The following is a 17,318-nucleotide window of genomic DNA, read 5'->3' on the forward strand; positions in this document are numbered from 1 at the left end:
CGCGGGCGCCGTGACGAAGGCGTTCCGGGCGGTCAGTCGCCGAGGTCGGTGGCGAAGACGAGGAGGCTGTTGGCCGGCACGGTGATCCGGGAGGAGACCGGCATCCCGTGCAGCGGAGGGCCGTCGGCGACCACGAGCCCACCGTTGCCCTGGACCTCCGGGTTGGGCCAGTGGTCGTAGAAGTCGCTGTTGAACACCTCGTGCCAGCGGCCGGCGCGCGGGAAGCCGAGGGCGTAGTCGCCGTAGGACGTCGACTCGCGGAGGCTGACGACCACCACGACGTCGCGGCCGGTGCCGGGCACCCAGCGGTGGAAGGCCAGCACGCGGGCGGCGTCGTCGAGGGGGTGCACGGCGACCGGCTCGGCCCGCAGCGCGGGGTGCCGGCGGCGCAACCGCAGCAGGTCGCGGGTGCAGCGGTGGAAGTCGGCGCTGTGCCGGTCGGCGCCCTCGAGGCCGGCCCAGGAGATCTTCAGGTCGTCCCGGTGGGGGTCGTCGGACCACAGCCGGTCCTCGAGGAACTCCTGGCCCATGAACAGCATCGGCACGCCGGGCGCGGTCAGCAGCAGACCCGTGGCGGCTCGGGCACGGCTGCGCGCGTACCAGGAGCGGGCGTCCCCGCCGCCGGCCAGCCGCGCGATGCGGGGGTGGCGGTGGTCGCCGTCCGCGTCCAGGACGAGGTCGTGGTTCTCGAGGCAGTGGTAGGCCTGCCACGCGGAGCGTGTGCCCCACGGGCGCTGCAGCGCCCGGCGGACGGGGCCGAGGTCCACCGGGGCGGTCGCGCCGCCTGCCGCCTGGGCCAGGACGCCCCGGACGCCGTCGCGCAGCCCGTCGGCGTAGCCGATGTCGAACCCCATCCCGCCCGGGAGTGGCTGCACGGCCAGCCACCGGTGACCTCCCCAGTACTCGGCGATGAGGGCGGCGGACGGCTTGACGAAGTGCAGCGTCGCGGTCAGGTCCTGGCAGAAGGACCAGCCCCCGTTGTCGTCGATCACCGTGACCTCGTCGAAGCGCAGACCGTCGGCGTGGTACTCCTGGAGGAACATCACGGCGTTGCCGATGAGGAACGACCGGACCTCCGGCCGGTCGAAGGCGAACACCTTCCCGCCCGCCCAGCCGCGCTCGGAGAAGTACAGGCTGTTGTGCGGGCCGGGGTCGGGGGGCATGTCGAGGTGGTCGAGGCTGTGCCGGTCCAGGTCACCCCCGGCGTGGTTGTGGACGACGTCGACGAGCACGGCGAGGCCGTACACGTGGCACAGGTCGACGAAGGCCTTGAGCTGGCCCACCTGACCGACGAGCTGCTCGCGGCGCACCGGCGCGCGCCCCTGCTTCTCCAGCAGCTCGTTGACCCGGGTCACGTAGGGGTCGAGGTCCTGCGGCGGGACGCTGTAGTCGGTCTCGGGCGAGAACAGGTCCGTGCCGTTGTAGCCGAGACTCCACTCGCCGTGGAACTCCACCAGTGGCAGCGGCTGGACGGCGGTGACGCCGAGGTCGGCGAGGTGCTCGACGCGGTCGACGGCGTCCAGCAGCTTCGCGACGCGCCCGCGCCGGATGTCGCGGCCGTCCTCGTCACGGGCGGAGAAGACGCCGACGTGCAGCTGGTAGACGACCAGGTCGGGGAACCTGGGCGGTCGCCACCCGTCGTCGTGCCAGGGGTAGGCCGCGCGCTCACGGACGACGCAGTCGCAGTCGACCAGCGGCACCCCGGGCTCGAGCTCACGGGCCCAGGGATCCCGCTTGAGGTCCGCGTCGCCGCCGGCGCCGACGACGTGGAACCGGTAGTGCGTGCCGTCGGTGACGCCGGGGGCGAACCCCGCCCAGTGGCCCGGTGTGGGGCCGCGCACCAGCAGGTCCTCGGCGCGTGGCCGGTACGCGTGGGTGTCGCCGAGCGCCACGTACACCTCCCGGGCGCGCGGCGCCCAGACCCGGAAGGTCGCGCCACCGTCGACCAGAGTGGCGCCCATCGGTGTGCCGACCGTGACGTGCTGCTGCGACATCGCCATCAGGCCCTCCCGTGGTGCTGCCCAGGTCCGGATCGCGTCAGAAGCCAGGACCGCAGCGCCACCCGGCCGGCACGGCCGTCGTTCCGGCCGTTCGCCGCTCGACGCCGGCGGACCGGCCGGCTGCCCCGCATCCCCGCGGCTCCGTCACGCTGTGCGGCGGTCAGATGATCGCCGCCGCGGCCGACACGTCGACCAGCCCGGATCCGGTCGCCAGGTCGCGGCCGGGCACGGCCGGGTTGTTGAAGCGCGGGTGGCAGCGGCCCACGCGTACGTCGATGGCGGTGTTCGCGAGTGCCTGGGCGATCCGGGCGGGGGAGGCGTCGCTGCGCACGCCGCGCAGCACCGCGGCCGCGCCGGCGATCTGCGGCGCCGCCGCCGACGTCCCCGAGAAGAGCGCCCAGCCGTCGTCGGCGCTCGTGCCGTCGGGCGGGTCGCCGGCGCCGGCCGCCGCGCGCTGGACGTCGATCGGGCACCCCGCTGGGATGGGCAGCATGATGTAGGAGGCGCGCGGTCGCATCCCGACCAGCCCCGACACGGTCGGCACGTCGACGCCGCCGAACCACTGGCTGTGGTAACCGCTGGTGTAGTCGGAGGCCTGGAGATCCAGCCCGGCACTCGCGAACACGCCGCCGGCGGCGATGACGCCCGGGACCTGGGCCTCGGGGCCGAACTGGCCGTTGCCGGCGGCGAACACGACGACGACGTCGCGCTTGATCGCGTCGAGGATCTCGAGGATCAGCGGTCGATCGAACGCGGCCGGCTGCGCCGGCACGGGGTCGGGGTAGTCACCGCCCCACGAGTTGGTCAGCACGTCGGGACCCCCTGCCTTGGCGCGGACGAAGCCGGCCAGTGCTCCGACGAGGTGGCCGTCGTCGTCAGCGGCGCGGAACGGCTGCAGCACGGCCTCGGGGGCGATCGCGAAGACGTTCGCCGACTCCCCGGTCCCGTGGCCGTGCGGGTCTCGCGCCGGATTGGTGCCCGGGATGACGGTGACGGGCGACTGCACGTCGTAGCCGTGCGCTGCGAAGAAGGGGTGGCGGAACCAGCCGGTGTCCACCATCGCGACCGTCACGCCCCCGCCCCGCTGCCCGCGCTGGTGCGCCTCCCAGGCGCCGAGGATCGTCGCGACATCGTCGGGGACGCGCAGGTGGAAGCGGGTGACGGACGGCGGGACGGGGGCCGGGAAGACCGCCATCGGGGGCCGCGGCCGTTCGAGGACCACTCCTTCGACCGCCGCTGGGCCTGCCGTGCCGACGCCCAGCGCCTCGGGCTGTCCGTCGCCGACGATGTCCAGGTGGGTGACGTACTCCTCGCGGCCGACGCGGGTGTGCACGAGCCGTTCCACCGCGATCACCGTGCCGCCCGTGAGCTCCTCGAACGCGCCCGGCGGTCCCGCCACCGCCTTGCCGAGCCGACTCTCGGCGACGACCTCGAGGCCTGCCCCCTCGATCGCCCGTGCAGCCTCCGCCTCATCGGCCTCGGTGCCGTAGAAGGGCTCGGGGTCGCCGAGGTCCTCGGCGTCCAGGAACGACGTGCCTCCCTGCGAGCGGACGGAGACGTAGCCGATGACCGTCTCGGGCAGGGCGTTGGCCGACTCGAGCGTTCGGGGCATCGACATGGTGGTCCCTCCCGGCGTACCTACCCGCCCGTGTAGATCTGTCTCGGAGGAACGACCAGGATCAGGTCGACGTCCGCGCGCAGCTCCTCCGGCACGGGGAGCTCACCCTCGGGCTCGGCTCCGAACGCGGCTCGCACCGCCGCTGCTGCCCCCGTCGCCAGCAGACCGACGACCAGCGACGAGACCTCGAGGTCGTGCCGACGCAGCCAGCCTGTGACCCGCTCGGCATCCCCGTCCGGCCGCAGCTGGACGGTGACCTCGCGATGCTGCCCCCTCGACGCCATCCCCCGGTGCACTCACTCATCCTCGCCGACCTCGCCTCCGAAGCGTCCCGGGCCGGCGTCACCACAGCGTCACCAGCCCGACACCACCGTGACCCGCTCCGGCGTTCCTCTCGGGGAGTGACGTGCTGGGGTGGGCCGTCGACGCCGACCAGGGACGGGGCGTGCCGACGCGGTGACGAGGCGGTGACGACCGCGCCATAACGTGCGTGCGGACCTGCCACTGCTCGGGAGGTCTGCCGCCCATCGAGGCCAGCGCGCGCAAGACCGGGAGGCGACACCGATGCGCATCACCGGGGGCTCGGGTGGCTCTCGGTCCGATGCGCCGCTCGGACTGGATCCCCTCTCGTCGGGCCTGCCCACGCGCGCGTGGCGCGAGGAGGCGCTCGCCCGGGCCACCGAGATCGAGACCCTGTCGGACTGGATCGACCACCTGGACCCCGCCGAGCGAGGCGAGACGGACGAGAAGGCGGATCAGCGGCTCGCCGACGCCATCAAGGGCCACGTCGCCGCGGTACGCCAGGCAGTGAGCGGTGGTCGTCCGCGGATGCACACGTCGGCGCGGCTGGCCCGGGCCACGAGCAACATCCACGCCGCCGAGACCGACCTCCTGCGCCGCGCTCCCCTGAGGTTCTTCCGGGGCGAGCTGCCCAGCATGGACGCGCACGTGCGGCGGCACCTGCCGATCGACGACCCCCGGCGCGTGCGGATGGAGGACATCGCCCGCAGGGACGCCGAGAGGGACTTCGCGGACGACCAGGATCCGCGAGCCCGGGAGAGCGTCATCGCGGTGATGCGGGCGGCCAGCTCGGCGGCCGCACGGGAGCTGCAGCGGGTCCGGAGCTTCAGCGCGATCATCGCGTGGGCCAGCGTGCTGCTGTTCGTCATCGCCGGCCTCGTCGCGTTCCTGGGTGTCCTGGGCCCCTCGCGGGTGCCGCTGTGCTTCGAGCCCCAGCCGACGCCGACGCAGCCGCCGCTGCTCGTCTGCCCGACTGGGGAGAGTGTCCTGCCGGACGGGGGCGGCAGCGACGCCGCGGACATCGACGCCGTGGTGCAAGCGACGGTGAGCAAGTGGGACATCCCGTTGATCGAGTTGATCGGGATGGTGGCCGCCGGGGTCACGGGGGCGATTGCTCTGCGTCGCATCCAGGGGACCCCGACGCCCTTCGCCGTCCCGGTGGTCCTCAACATCCTCAAGCTGCCGACGGGTGCACTGACGGCCGTCCTGGGGCTGTTGCTCATGCGTGGGGGCTTCATCCCCGGCCTGACCGCGCTGGACAACACCCCGCAGATCCTGGCCTGGGCGGTGATCTTCGGCGCCAGCCAACAGCTGTTCACCGGCATGGTGGACCGGCAGGCGGCGTCCGTCCTGGGCGCAACCGGTGACAAGACGTACAAGCCGACGACGGGGTAGGCGGACACCCGCTGCTGTCCAGGCTCTGGTCGGCGGACGAGCACGGGGGCTACCAGCGTCCACCGCTGGTGGCATCCGACGAGCCGCGCGCTAACCTCGCGGCAGAACCGGGTCCGGGAACCGGAGGTCCGGGATGCGCTTCGTGTTCAGTCCTCCCGCCGAGGCGGCGGCCGATCTGCTCACCCTGCCCTGGGACGTCCCGCTCGCGCAGTGGACCGACGACCGGCTCGTCGAGATCCCGCAGCACGGGCGCTCCCGTCACGTCGTCCGGTTCGTGGCGGAGGCCGGACGCGTGTTCGCGCTCAAGGAGCTGCCCGAGCGACCCGCTCGCCGCGAGTACGAGGTGCTGCGCCGACTGCACGAGCTCGGCATCCCGGCGGTCGAGGTCGTCGGCGCCGTCGTCGACCGGCCCGGCGACCAGCAGGCGGTGCTCGTCACCCGCTTCCTGGACTACTCGTCGTCGTTCCTCGCGCTGTTCGCCAACCCGCGGGGCGCGCACCTGATCGACCGGGTGATGAACGCGCAGGTGGAGCTGCTGGTCCGCCTGCACCTGGCCGGGATCGTGTGGGGCGACTGCTCCCTGGCCAACACCCTGTTCCGCTTCGACGCCGGGACGCTGGCCGCCTACCTCGTGGACGCCGAGACGGGGGAGGTGCACGAGCGGCTCACCCAGAGCCAGCGGGACCACGACACGGACGTCGCCTACGCCCGGGTCGTCAGCGAACTGACGGCCCTGCGGGAGAGCGGCTCCCTGGCCGAGGACGTCGACCCGGCACTGGCGGCGGCCGACCTGGTGGCGCGGTACGAGCAGCTGTGGGCCCAGCTGACCAGCGAGGAGGTGGTGTCGCGCGAGGAGCAGCAGCTCCGCGTCGCCGGGCGGATCCGCAGGCTCCAGGACCTGGGGTTCGACGTCGGCGAGGTGGAGCTCGTCGAGGACCCGGCCGGCGGGAGCCGGCTGCGCCTCACCACCCGCGTCGCGGAGCCCGGCGACTGCCGGCGGGCGCTGTTCAGCCGGACGGGGCTGGACGTCCAGGAGAAACAGGCCCGCCGCCTCCTCGCCGACATCGTGAGCTACCGGGCCGCGCTCGAACAGGTGGCGGGAGGCCCGGTCTCCGAGACCGCGGCCGCCATCCGCTGGCTGAACGAGAGCTACCAGCCGACGATCGCCGCCGTCCCCGCGCACCTGCGCAGCCGGCTGGACGCCGCCGAGATCTTCCACGAGGTCCTCGAGCACCGGTGGTTCCTGTCCGAGGCGGCCGGCCGGGACGTCGGGATGCAGACCGCGGTGCGGGACTACGTCGACCGGGTGCTGCCGGCGGTGTCCGGCGACCTGGTGACGCCGCCACCTCCCCAGCGCCGACCAGGAGCTCGAGCCCCGCTCAGCGACTCCTCGTAGGGCCGGTTCCACCGTCCTCCGGACCCCCCTCGGCACCCTGGCCCCCGGCTCCGCGTCGGCCCACCCCCGCAGTGCGAGGGGCCCAGCTCCTCAGCCCGTCCGACCCGGTCACCTGACGCGCCATCTCCTGGTGCACCCCGTGACTGCAGCGACAGGGCCGAGCGTGTCGGGTCACCCCTCGCCGGTGGAGCACGCGCTCGGCCGGGCAGCCCCGACCCCCGCAGGCCTACGCTCGGATTACAGAACAGCAGCGGCCGCAAGGAGCAGGGTCCCTGTGCCCTGCCCGACCGCCGGAGCCTGGAGCGGACACGTGCCGATCGGTCCGGGGCCTCGCTCCTCCCCGAGCAGAGGGTGGCCGATGGACCAGGTGATGTGGACTCAGCGACCGCTCCCGACCGTGCCCGACGTCGCCCGTGCGGTCTGGCGACGGGAGCTGTGCACGCCCGTCGACCTCACGGTGAGCCGGAACCAGCTCCAGGCGACGGTGCGCACGGCGGGGCTGCGAGACCGCGCGCCGGTGGACGTCGACGAGCTGCTCCTGGTCTACGAGGAGCTGGCCTCCAACGGCATGCGCCACGGCCGGTCGCCGGTCGCCGTCTGCGTCGTGGCCGCCAGCGGCGGTTGGCTCGTCGACGTCACCGATGCCGCGGTCGAGAGTCCTCCGGTGCCGGCCGTCGACCGTGACCCGGTCGACGGGGGTCTGGGCCTGCACCTCGTGGCCCGGCTGTGCCGCACGCACGGCTGGACGGTCGACGACGGTCGCAAGCACGTGTGGGCGTGCGTCACCGCCGCGTGAGCCCGATCCGGGATGGCGCCCGGCCGGCGGAGTGGTCGGCCGACCCCGTGTGCTCACGGGGACCGGCACCGCCGTGGACGGGGACCGGCACGGCACCCCACCGGCAGACGGGGAGGGCCCGTGGCCACGGGTGAGCGCGACCACGGGCCCCTGACCTGCAGGCGGACCGTCAGATCAGCCGGGGGTCGCCCACCTCGGCGGCCGACGCCGGCAGCCCGTTGGCCTCGAGGATCTCGACCAGCGAGCCGTCCGCGCGCATCTGCGTGACGTGCTCGTCGATCGCCGTGGCCAGGGCGTCGTTGCTCGGGTCGAGCAGCAGGCTCGTCTGCGAGGGCTCCTCGGTCGCGGGGACCCGCGGGTCGGTCTCGAGGACCTCGATCCGGAAGTCGGTGCCCTCGGTGGACTGCGCCGCGGCGCCGTAGCCGTCCAGGCCGATGTCCAGGCGCCCGGCGGTCAGGTCCTGGGCGAGGCTGAGCGAGTCGGGGTAGGTCCGCAGGCTGTCGCCGAGCAGCTCGCGCAGCGCGTCGACCCAGAGGTAGCCCTCCACGGTGCCCACCTGCTTGCCGATGAGGTCGTCGACGGTCGAGACGCCGTCGGCCGACATCACGGTGAGCTCGTCGAGGTACACGGGGGCGCTCAGGGTGACCACGTCGCCGCGCGCGGCGGTCCGGTAGAAGCCGCCGACCGCGACGTCGACCCGGCCGGTCTCCACGGCAGGGACCGCGGTGGCGTAGGTGTAGGCCTCGTACTCGATCGTCAGGCACTCGTCGGCGGCGATCTCCTTGAGGATGTCGCTGTCGATGCCCTCGGCCTGGCCGCCCTCCTCGAAGGAGTAGGGCGGGGTGTTGGTCAGGGCGACGGTGAGCACGCCCTCCTCGACCGTCTCGAACTGGTGGGCGGGCTCGCAGTCGGCCGCCACCTCGCCGGCCGGGTCCGATCCGCAGCCCACGAGGGCCACGGCGGAACCGAGGGCGAGGACGGCGGCGCTCAGGCGGTGCGTCTTCACGGTGATCTCCTCAGGACGAACGGGCCCGACGGCGGGATCGCCGTCGCGCTGCGGTGCGGTGGGTGGAGCGGGTGGTGCCGTCAGAGGTGGCGGGACAGCCGCCGTTCTGTGCCGTTGGTCAGCCAGCCGGCGGGGATCGTCACGGCCAGGTAGAGCAGCCCGGCCAGCACGAGGACGTCGAGGTAGCGGAAGGTCGCCGCGCCGATGGAGTAGGCCTGGCTGAGCAGCTCGACGACCGAGATCGTGAAGGTCAGCGACGTGGCCTGGAAGATCAGGATCGCGAAGCCCATGAGCGACGGCAGGGCGATCCGGACCCCCTGCGGGACGATGACGTAGCGGAGCGTGTCCCGGCGCGACATGCCCAGGGCACCGGCCGCCTCGGTCTCCCCGGCCGGCACGGCCTGCAGGCCGCCGCGGAGGATCTCGCTGGTGTAGCCGGCCGTGGTGAGCGACAGCGCCGCGATGGCGGAGACGAAGGCGGTCAGGGACAGCCCGGCCGAGGGCAGCCCGTAGTAGACGAACTGCAGCATGACCAGCGCCGGCGTGCCGCGGCCGATCTCCACCAGGCCGATGGCCGTCCACCGCACCGCCCGGTTGCGCGCCGAGCTGAGCAGGGCGAGCGCCAGGCCGAGCGGCACCCCGATCAGCAGGCTCACCACGGTGAGCTGCAGGCTGGTGAGCAGGCCCTCCAGCAGCCGGGGCAGCCAGTCGCCCCACGAGGTCAGCAGGCCGGTCATCGCGCCACCCGCGCCCGGAGTCGTGCGTCGAGGCCGCGGGACAGCCAGGCCAGCGGCGCGCTGAGCAGGATGTAGACCGCCGCGGCGACGAAGAACGGGGTGAGTCCCGCCCCCATCGACCGGGCGCTCTGCGTGGCCCGGAAAAGGATCTCGGTGACGCCGATCGCCGAGACGATCGTGGAGTCCTTGAGCAGGCTGATCGCGTAGGTGGTCGCGGCGGGCAGCGAGACCCGGAACGCCTGCGGCGCCACGATGCGGACCAGCGTGTCGCTGCCGCCCATCCCCAGCGCCGAGGCGGCCTCCCACTGCCCGCGGTGCACGGCGGACAGCCCACCGCGGTAGATCTCGGCCAGGTAGCCGGCGGAGATGATCCCGAGCCCGATCACCCCGGCCTCGATCGGCTCGAGCCGGATCAGGTCCCTGCCCAGGCCGAAGAAGATGAGGAACAGCCAGACCACCGGCGGGATCCCGCGGACGACGTCGATGACGACGCGGCCCAGCCAGCGGACCGGCGTCACCCGCGACCGCCGGGCCGCCGCCAGGGGCACCGCCAGCACGGCGCCCAGCGCGAACGCCAGGACCGTGACCAGCAGGGTGACCGGCACCCCGAGCAGCACAGCCTCGAGGACGTCCATCAGCGGTCGACCACCGCGCTGAGGAAGCGCCGGGCACGGTCGGTGGCCGGCGTGCGCAGCACCTGCTCGGGGCTGCCCTCCTCGAGGATCGCGCCGTCGGCCATGACCACGACGCGGTCGGCGACGTCGGCCGCGAAGTGGATCTCGTGGGTGACGACGACCATGGTCATGCCGTCGGCGGCCAGCTCGCGCATGACGGCGAGGACCTCCAGGCCCAGCTCCGGGTCCAGCGCGGACGTCGGCTCGTCGAAGAGCATGACCTCCGGGTCGAGGGCCAGGGCGCGGGCGATCGCGACCCGCTGCTGCTGACCGCCGGAGCAGCGGGAGGGGTAGGTGTCGGCCTTGGCGCCGAGGCCCACCCGCTCGAGCAGCTGCCGGGAGCGCTCGTCGGCCTCGGCGCGGCTGCGGCCGAGCACCCGCTCCTGCGGGAGGGAGACGTTGCGCAGCACGGTCATGTGCGGGAACAGGTTGAACGACTGGAAGACCATGCCGACGTTGCGGCGCAGGGCGGCGAGGTCGCGGTGGGAGACGCCGGCGCCGGGCTCGACCGCCCGGCCGACCACCTCGACGCGGCCGGAGTCGGCCCGCTCGAGCAGGTTGATGCAGCGCAGCAGCGTGCTCTTGCCCGACCCGCTGGGGCCGATGATCGCCACGACCTCGCCGCGGGCGACCGACAGCGAGACGTCCTTGACGACCACGAGGTCGCCGAACTGCTTGTGGATCCGGTCGAGGACGACGACGGGTTCCTGCGCCAGGGCGCTCACGCGGCCACCTCCACAGCGGCGAGGACGGCGTCGCGGACGGTGTCCACGTCGTCGTCGGTCATCGGGGTCGAGAGGGCGAGCAGGCCGTTGGTGCCGGCCAGCACCCCCCGCTCGTAGAGGCGCCACCAGGTGGCGCCCGGGTCGGGCAGCAGGAGCCGGACCAGCGAGCCCGAGCCGCTGACCGCGACACCGCGGGCGGCGAGCTCCTCCCGCAGCCGGTCGCCGCGGGCGTTGAGGGCGGCCACCTCGTCGGCGCCGAAGAGCCGCAGGGCCGCCGTGCCGGTGCGCATGGTCACCGGGTTGGCGCTGAAGGTGCCGCCCCAGCTGACCGCGCCGTCGGCGAGCGGGCTGAAGGCGTCGAGGACCTCGCGGCGCCCGCCGACGCCGCCCACCGGGAACCCGCCGCCGACGACCTTGCCGACGGTGACCAGGTCGGGTTCGACGCCGTAGCGGCTGTGCAGGCCACCGACCTCCAGCCGCAGGGTGATGACCTCGTCGACGACCAGCAGCGCGCCCGCCCCGCGGGTCAGCGCGGCCACCAGCTCGACGAACGACGGGTCCGCCGGCCGCAGCCCGGCCCGGTTGGGCATGAGGTCGACGAGGACGGCGGCCACCTCGCCGCCCCGGGCGCGCATCAGGTCGGCGAAGGCCCCCGCGTCGCCCTGCGGGAGGGTCACCACGGCCTCGGCCACGCTGCCGGGGACGCCCGGGGCGGTGGGGTCGACGACGGCGTCGTAGGTGCCGTGGTAGCTGCCGGCGAAGCGGACCACCAGGTCGCGGCCGGTGGCCGCGCGGGCGCCGCGCAGCGCCATCATCACGGCCTCGGTGCCGGAGTTGCAGAACCGCCAGCTCGGCAGGCCCACCCGCTCCCGCAGCAGCTCGGCGCAGACCACCTCGGACTCCGTCGGCAACCCGAAGGCGGACCCGGCGGCCACTGCCTCGGTGGCCACCGCGACCAGCTCGGGGTGGGCGTGGCCGTGGATCAGCGCCGTGTAGTTGTTGTTGCAGTCGACGACCTGGTGCCCGGTGGCGTCGGTGACGACGCAGCCGCTGCCGGACACCGCGTACGGCGGGTGCGGCGGCACGAAGAGCGTGCTGCGGGTGTTGCCGCCCGGCATGACGCGGCGGGCGCGGTCCCGGAGCTCGGCGACCGTCACGGTGCCTCCTCGGTCGGTGGGGTCGGGTCGGTCAGCCGGCGACGGTGCGCGACTGCTCGCGCATGAAGCCGGGCAGGTACCAGGGGCCCAGGCCGCCCTTGCCGGACGAGCCGCTGGCCTTCCAGCCGCAGAAGGACTGGATGCCGGGCCAGGCGCCGGTGGTCGCGCCCGCACGCCGGTTGACGTAGACGACGCCGGCCTCGATCTCGTCGAGGAAGCGGTCGACCTCGTCCTGGTCGCCGGTGAAGACGCCGGCCGACAGGCCGTAGTCGACGGCGTTGGCCTCCGCGATCGCCTCGTCGAACCCGTCCACCGCGGTGACGGTGACGAACGGCGCGAACAGCTCCTCGCGGGTCAGCGGGTGGCCCAGCGGCAGGTCGGCGACGACGACCGGGCGGTAGAAGTTGCCGCTGCGCTCCTCGGCGCGGCCGCCGGTGACCACCCGGCCGTCGCGCGCCGCCGCGGCGAGGGCGTCGTCGATGCGGCGGCTGACGGCGTCGTCGGCGACCGGGCCCATGCCGGTGCGCGGGTCGGCCGGGTCGCCGACGACGATCGCCTCGGCCGCCGCGGCGAGCTTGGCGACGAGCTCGTCGGCGACGCGGCGGTCGACGACCACGCGGCGGCAGGCGCTGCACTTCTGGCCCGACAGGCCGAACGCGGAGCGGGCGATGCCGTGCGCGGCGTCGTCGAGGTCGGCGGTGGCGGTGACGATCGCGGGGTTGCTGCCGCCCATCTCGGCGAGCACCGGCCGGGCGTACGCGCCCTGACCCAGCTCGCGGACCAGCTGCCAGCCGACGGCGGCCGAGCCGGTGAAGGCGATCCCGTCGACGGCGGCGCCGGCCAGCTCGCGGCCGGTGTCCGCGCCGCCGTGCACGACGTTCAGCACGCCGGCGGGCAGCGCCGCGCCCAGGATCTCCCACGCCAGCGCCGTGGAGCGCGGCGTCTTGTCCGACGGCTTGGCGACGACGGTGTTGCCGGTGACCAGCGCGGCCGCGGCCATGTTGACGGCCAGGGCGACGGGGAAGTTGAACGGCGCGATGACGGCGAAGACGCCGAAGGGGCGCAGGACGTCGGTGTTGCGCTCGCCCGGTGCCGACCGGAGGGGGGTGACGAAGCCGTCGTTGCGCTCCATCTCGGCGCAGTAGTGCTCGACGAGGTCGACGGCCTCCTGGGCCTCGGCCAGCGCCTCGAGCCGGGTCTTGCCGGTCTCGGCCGAGACGACGCCGGCGATCTCGGCGGCGCGGTCGGCGAACCCGGCCTTCGCCTGCCGCAGCGCCGCGATGCGGTCCGCGGCGGGCGTCGTCCGCCAGCCCCGGGTCGCGGCGCGGGCGGCGGCCACGGCGTCGGCGACCACGGCGCTGTCGGCGGTGCGCGCGGTGGCGACCACGGTCCCGGGCGCGCAGGGGTCCTCGCGGGTGAACGTCGCGCCGCGCTCGTCGGGCCGCCCGGCGATGACGTGGGCGAGCACCTCGCTGCCCTTGCGGGCCTCGGCGAGGGCGGCCTCGAAGCGGGCGTCGAGGTCGGCGTCGCCGAGGTCGGTCGATCCGTAGTCGAGCTTGGTGGTCACCGGGACTCTCCTTGCGTGCGGGGGATCGGACGGGGCGGTCAGGGGGCCTGGGTGGCGGCCGGCGCCGCCGGCGCCAGGCGGGCCGGGTCCCAGCCCGGGTCGGTGGCGGCGAAGGTCGGCTCGGGGACGCCGACGAGCGCCTCGGCGGCGACCCGGCCGATGGCGGGGGCGAGCTGGATGCCGTTGCCGCCGCCGCCGACGGCGCAGACGACGTCGGCGCGGGAGGGGTGGCGCCCGACGATCGGCCGGTGGTCGGGCGTCATCGGGTAGAGACCGGTCCAGCTGCGCCCGATCGCCGCGCCGTCGGTGTCGGCGAGTCGCTCGGTCAGCCGCTCGACGAGCTCCTCCAGGAAGGCGTCGTCGACCCGGCCGAGGGGCACGTCGGGCGAGACGGCGTCGGCGACCGCCTCCTCCACGTGCAGCCCCGCGATGAGCTGGTCGGCGCGCTCGGAGCGGAAGTAGACGCCGGCCCGTCCGGACCCGGGCACGTAGTCCATGACGAAGGGCAGCAGCGGGGTGAGCGGCTCGGCCAGCTCGATGGTCACCGCGCCGTGCAGCTGCGGGACCAGCGGCACCGGCGCCCCGAGCAGGTCGCCGACCGCGCCGGCCCACGGGCCCGCGGCGTTGACCACGACGTCGGCCTCGACCGTCCGGCGGGGGGTCCGCAGCGTCCACCCGCCCGACGACGCCTCGGCGCCGACCAGCCGCTCGTTCGTCAGGACCCGCCCGCCCCGCTCCCGGATGAGCCGGGCGGCCAGCGTGCAGTACTCGTAGCCGTCGATGTGCCCGTCCGAGGGGCCGAAGAGCCCGCCGACGAGGTCGTCGACCACCAGGTGCGGCCACCGCCGGGCGATCTCGGCCGGGGTCAGGACCTCGGCGTCGGGCACGCCGGCGGCGCGCTGCCGCTCGATGCTGCGCCCGTAGGCGTCGAGGTCCGCCGCGCTGCGGGCGGTGCGCAGGTAGCCGCCGCGGACGAAGGTCAGCCCGTGGTCGCGTTCCAGGCGGTCGTAGTGGCGACGGCCGTGCGCCCGGACCGCGATGTCGGCGGCCTCGACGTACTGGGTCTCGACCATGCCGACGGACAGCCCGGACGACCCGTCGCCGGGGTGGCCGGCGTCGAGGACGACCACGTCCCCGACGCCGAGGTCCTGCAGCTCCGTGGCGGTGGACAGCCCGCAGACCCCGGCGCCGATCACCGCGACACGGACATCACTCACGTCGAACTCCTCGGAGTCAGCAGGGCCTCAGCGGGGGAACCTCGTCCAGCGGCCGCGTGGGTGTCCGGGCCTGCTGTCGCTGCGGGTGGACGTCGGACCGGGTCGTCGGCCGGAGGTCCACCTCGGCGTGCGGGTAAACATATAGCCCTGTCGGTTTGAGTCAACGGTCGTCGGCCGGGCGGTTACCGGATCGTGTTCTGCGGGGGTCCGACCGGTGCCCGACGCCGCGAGGGGGTGCACTGCACGCATGGGTCCAGGTGCTGATCACGACGTCCGGTACGGGGGCGTGACCGTCCTCGCCTCCCCGGAGGGCGGCCGCTATCCCTGTGGCAACTCGCTGCTGGTCTCCGGGTCCGAGGCCACCGTCCTCGTCGACCCCTCCCTCGAGGTCTCGCGCCGCGGGCGGGCCACGGGGGCGGTCGACCTGGTGGCGGTGAGCCACGGCCACGAGGACCACGTCTCCGGGCTGCACGTCTTCCCCGAGGTGCCCGCCCTGGCGCACCCGGCCGACGCCCCGGCGGTCCGGGACCCGGAGGTCCTCCTCTCGGGCTTCGGGATGGCCGGCCCGGAGGCGGCGGAGTTCCGCGCGACCCTGCGCGACACCTTCTCCCTCGTCGGCCACGCGGACGTCCGGCCCGTCGCGGACGGTGAGGTGATCGACCTCGGCGGCCGGTCGCTGACCGTCGTCCACCTCCCCGGGCACACCGCGGGCCACTGCGGCTTCCTCGTCGAGCCGGACGGCTTCCTCTTCACCGGCGACATCGACCTGACGTCCTTCGGTCCGTACTACGGCGACGTCGGCAGCGACCTGGACGCCTTCGAGGCCTCCCTGGCGCGGCTCCGGGACGTCGAGGCCCGCTGGTACGGCACCGCGCACCAGCGCGGGGTCGTCGAGGGCCGGACGGAGTTCCTCGCCCGGCTCGACGAGTTCGCCGCGGTGATCGGCCGCCGCGACGAGGCGCTCCTCGCGATGCTGGCCGAGCCGCTGACGGTGGCCGACGTCGTCGCCCGGCGGCTGGTGTACCGCCCCCACGTCCAGCTGCCCTTCGTGGCCGCCGTCGAGCGCCGGACGGCCGAGCTGCACCTCGAACGCCTGCGGCGGGCGGGACGGGTGCGTGAGGACGACGGTGTCTTCCAGGCCGTCTAGTCCCGCGTCCGACGACCGGTCCGGCCCGGCCGGGCCGACTAGGGTGGCCGCCGGGATCGGCGTCCGCGACGCCACGGGACCGGAGGTGACGTGCGCACCGATCTGCTGTCGACGCTGACGCGGCGGGTGCTGTTCGCGCCGCTGGCCGACCAGGGCCGGGCGGACGTCGTGGCGGTCCGGCTGCGCACCGCCATCACCCTCGGGGTGCTCGCCGAGGGCGAGCAGCTGCCGGCCGAGGCCGACCTCGCGGCGCAGTTCAACATCTCCCCGGTGACCCTCCGGGAGGCCCTCACCCAGCTGCGGGACCAGGGGCTGGTCACCACCAAGCGCGGCCGCGGGGGCGGCACCGTCGTCACCGCCGGGCGGCCGGACCAGCTCCGTGCGGCGGCGGAGCAGGCCCGACCGCTGTCCGGTCTGGACCTGCGCGACCTGGCCGACTGGCGGCGCGCCGTCGCGGCGGAGTCCGCGGCGCTCGCCGCCCGCCGGGCCTCCGCCGAGAACGTCGCCCTGCTCGAGCGGGGCAGCGATCGGCTGTCCACCGCCGGCGACGAGGTGGAGGCACGCCGGGCCGACAGCCGCTTCCTCATCGAGCTGGCGGCGGCGGCGCAGTCGGTGCGGCTGAGCACGAGCATGATCGGTCTGCAGGTGGAGTACGCGCCGTTGCTGACCCTCGCGTACGTGGACACAGGTGTGAGGTCGACCGTGTCGCAGTTGTTCGAGGCCACCGTCCGCGCCGTCCGCGACGCGGAGCCCGACGTGGCCCGCGGGTGCGTGGTCCGGGCGGTCGACCACGTGGCCGGGCGGGTCGCGGAGCTGCGGACCCGCGGGTGGGCCGTCTGATGGCCGGCACGGCGCCGGCGTCCGCCGACGGTGCGCTGCGGGACGCCGCCGCCGGTGTCGTCGAGCTGACCGCCCCGGTCTTCGGCGACCTGACCGGGCTCGGGGAGACGGCCGCCCGGCGGCTCGACCTCACCCGGCACCCGGTCTTCGGTGAACCGCGGGCCTGGGACGCCCTCGAGCCCGACGTGGGCGCGATGCTCCGGAACCGGGCGCTGGTCACCGGGGCCGGCCTGGCGGTCCGCCCGCCGACCGAGTCGGGGGCCGGGGTGCCCTCGATGGCCTGGTGGGTCATCCGGGACGGCGAGGTCCGCGTCAAGCAACACGTCCTCAACCCCAGGTCCGACTCCTTCTACGACGTCCCCCGGGCCCGCTGGTTCCGCGTGCCCTACGCCAGCGGGGCGCCCACGCTGCTCTCCCCGTACGTCGACAGCTGGGGCACCGACGACGTCACGATGACCGCGGCCGTGCCGCTCACCGTGGGCGGCGAGACGCTGGGCGTGGTGGCCGCCGACCTCGACGTCCGCGCCTTCCTCGACGCCGTCGAGCGACTGCTCGTGGCGGCGGGGGCCACCGCCCTGCTCGACGAGGAGGACCGGGTCATCACCGCGATCCACCCGCAGCTGGAGACCGGTACGCGGCTGGCCGCCACGGAGGTGGGCCCGGTCGCCGCGCGTGCCGCTGTCGCGGAGTTCGGCTGGGCCGTCGTCCGTCTCTGACCCCGCCGCGGGTGCTCGGGCCCGGGA

The 17,318-nt window shown here is 74.6% G+C and carries 16 protein-coding genes; 6 read left to right on the forward strand and 10 right to left on the reverse strand.

Going from position 1 to position 17,318, the window contains the following annotated elements:
* Positions 1–32 precede the first annotated feature (32 nt).
* The 3 genes from ACI79Z_RS05510 to ACI79Z_RS05520 all read right to left on the reverse strand — a co-directional run bounded on the left by ACI79Z_RS05510 (position 33) and on the right by ACI79Z_RS05520 (position 3,914).
* Entirely contained in the window at positions 33–2,000 is a 1,968-nt protein-coding gene (locus ACI79Z_RS05510) for an alpha amylase C-terminal domain-containing protein (RefSeq protein ID WP_456901981.1), read from the reverse strand.
* 160 nt (positions 2,001–2,160) lie between these two features.
* Entirely contained in the window at positions 2,161–3,618 is a 1,458-nt protein-coding gene (locus tag ACI79Z_RS05515) for a S8 family serine peptidase (RefSeq protein WP_456901982.1), read from the reverse strand.
* Between the two features lie 20 nt (positions 3,619–3,638).
* Positions 3,639–3,914 carry a hypothetical protein gene (locus ACI79Z_RS05520; protein WP_456901983.1) on the reverse strand — a complete coding sequence of 92 codons (276 nt, stop codon included), beginning with the start codon at positions 3,912–3,914 and terminating at the stop codon, positions 3,639–3,641.
* A gap of 268 nt (positions 3,915–4,182) precedes the next feature.
* Between ACI79Z_RS05520 and ACI79Z_RS05525 the strand changes: the two genes are divergently transcribed.
* The 3 genes from ACI79Z_RS05525 to ACI79Z_RS05535 all read left to right on the forward strand — a co-directional run bounded on the left by ACI79Z_RS05525 (position 4,183) and on the right by ACI79Z_RS05535 (position 7,505).
* Positions 4,183–5,313: a hypothetical protein gene (locus ACI79Z_RS05525; protein ID WP_456901984.1), complete on the forward strand. Its 1,131-nt coding sequence runs from the start codon at positions 4,183–4,185 to the stop codon at positions 5,311–5,313.
* 133 nt (positions 5,314–5,446) lie between these two features.
* Positions 5,447–6,709, forward strand: a complete 1,263-nt coding sequence (locus ACI79Z_RS05530) for a DUF4032 domain-containing protein (RefSeq protein ID WP_456901985.1) — start codon at positions 5,447–5,449, stop codon at positions 6,707–6,709.
* Between the two features lie 358 nt (positions 6,710–7,067).
* On the forward strand, positions 7,068–7,505 hold the full coding sequence (locus ACI79Z_RS05535) for an ATP-binding protein (RefSeq protein WP_456901986.1): 438 nt from the start codon (positions 7,068–7,070) through the stop codon (positions 7,503–7,505).
* A 169-nt stretch (positions 7,506–7,674) separates the two neighbouring features.
* Here the strand turns inward: ACI79Z_RS05535 and ACI79Z_RS05540 are convergent, their stop codons facing one another.
* The 7 genes from ACI79Z_RS05540 to ACI79Z_RS05570 all read right to left on the reverse strand — a co-directional run bounded on the left by ACI79Z_RS05540 (position 7,675) and on the right by ACI79Z_RS05570 (position 14,588).
* Positions 7,675–8,511 carry a substrate-binding periplasmic protein gene (locus ACI79Z_RS05540; protein WP_387985188.1) on the reverse strand — a complete coding sequence of 279 codons (837 nt, stop codon included), beginning with the start codon at positions 8,509–8,511 and terminating at the stop codon, positions 7,675–7,677.
* 80 nt (positions 8,512–8,591) lie between these two features.
* Positions 8,592–9,248, reverse strand: a complete 657-nt coding sequence (locus ACI79Z_RS05545) for an amino acid ABC transporter permease (RefSeq protein WP_387985185.1) — start codon at positions 9,246–9,248, stop codon at positions 8,592–8,594.
* Positions 9,245–9,883, reverse strand: a complete 639-nt coding sequence (locus tag ACI79Z_RS05550) for an amino acid ABC transporter permease (protein WP_387985182.1) — start codon at positions 9,881–9,883, stop codon at positions 9,245–9,247. Before ACI79Z_RS05550 ends, ACI79Z_RS05545 begins: the two co-directional genes overlap by 4 nt.
* Complete coding sequence (locus ACI79Z_RS05555) at positions 9,883–10,647, reverse strand: amino acid ABC transporter ATP-binding protein (protein ID WP_456901987.1); 765 nt, start codon at positions 10,645–10,647, stop codon at positions 9,883–9,885. The genes ACI79Z_RS05550 and ACI79Z_RS05555 overlap by 1 nt, the downstream gene beginning before the upstream one ends.
* On the reverse strand, positions 10,644–11,804 hold the full coding sequence (locus ACI79Z_RS05560) for an aminotransferase class III-fold pyridoxal phosphate-dependent enzyme (RefSeq protein WP_387985177.1): 1,161 nt from the start codon (positions 11,802–11,804) through the stop codon (positions 10,644–10,646). The genes ACI79Z_RS05555 and ACI79Z_RS05560 overlap by 4 nt, the downstream gene beginning before the upstream one ends.
* 31 nt (positions 11,805–11,835) lie before the next feature.
* Positions 11,836–13,371, reverse strand: a complete 1,536-nt coding sequence (locus ACI79Z_RS05565; RefSeq protein ID WP_387985175.1) for an aldehyde dehydrogenase family protein — start codon at positions 13,369–13,371, stop codon at positions 11,836–11,838.
* Positions 13,372–13,409: 38 nt separating this feature from the next.
* The gene (locus ACI79Z_RS05570) at positions 13,410–14,588 is read right to left on the reverse strand and encodes an NAD(P)/FAD-dependent oxidoreductase (RefSeq protein WP_456901988.1); all 1,179 of its coding nucleotides are present in this window, start codon (positions 14,586–14,588) and stop codon (positions 13,410–13,412) included.
* A 286-nt stretch (positions 14,589–14,874) separates the two neighbouring features.
* Here ACI79Z_RS05570 and ACI79Z_RS05575 point away from each other — a divergent pair, with 286 nt between their 5' ends.
* The 3 genes from ACI79Z_RS05575 (at position 14,875) to ACI79Z_RS05585 (ending at position 17,291) form a co-directional block, all read left to right on the forward strand.
* Positions 14,875–15,735: an MBL fold metallo-hydrolase gene (locus tag ACI79Z_RS05575; RefSeq protein WP_456901989.1), complete on the forward strand. Its 861-nt coding sequence runs from the start codon at positions 14,875–14,877 to the stop codon at positions 15,733–15,735.
* A 90-nt stretch (positions 15,736–15,825) separates the two neighbouring features.
* Entirely contained in the window at positions 15,826–16,575 is a 750-nt protein-coding gene (locus ACI79Z_RS05580) for a FadR/GntR family transcriptional regulator (protein ID WP_387985168.1), read from the forward strand.
* Complete coding sequence (locus ACI79Z_RS05585; protein WP_456901990.1) at positions 16,575–17,291, forward strand: cache domain-containing protein; 717 nt, start codon at positions 16,575–16,577, stop codon at positions 17,289–17,291. Before ACI79Z_RS05580 ends, ACI79Z_RS05585 begins: the two co-directional genes overlap by 1 nt.
* The last annotated feature ends 27 nt before the right edge of the window (positions 17,292–17,318 follow it).

This window comes from Geodermatophilus sp. SYSU D00663, assembly GCF_054050655.1.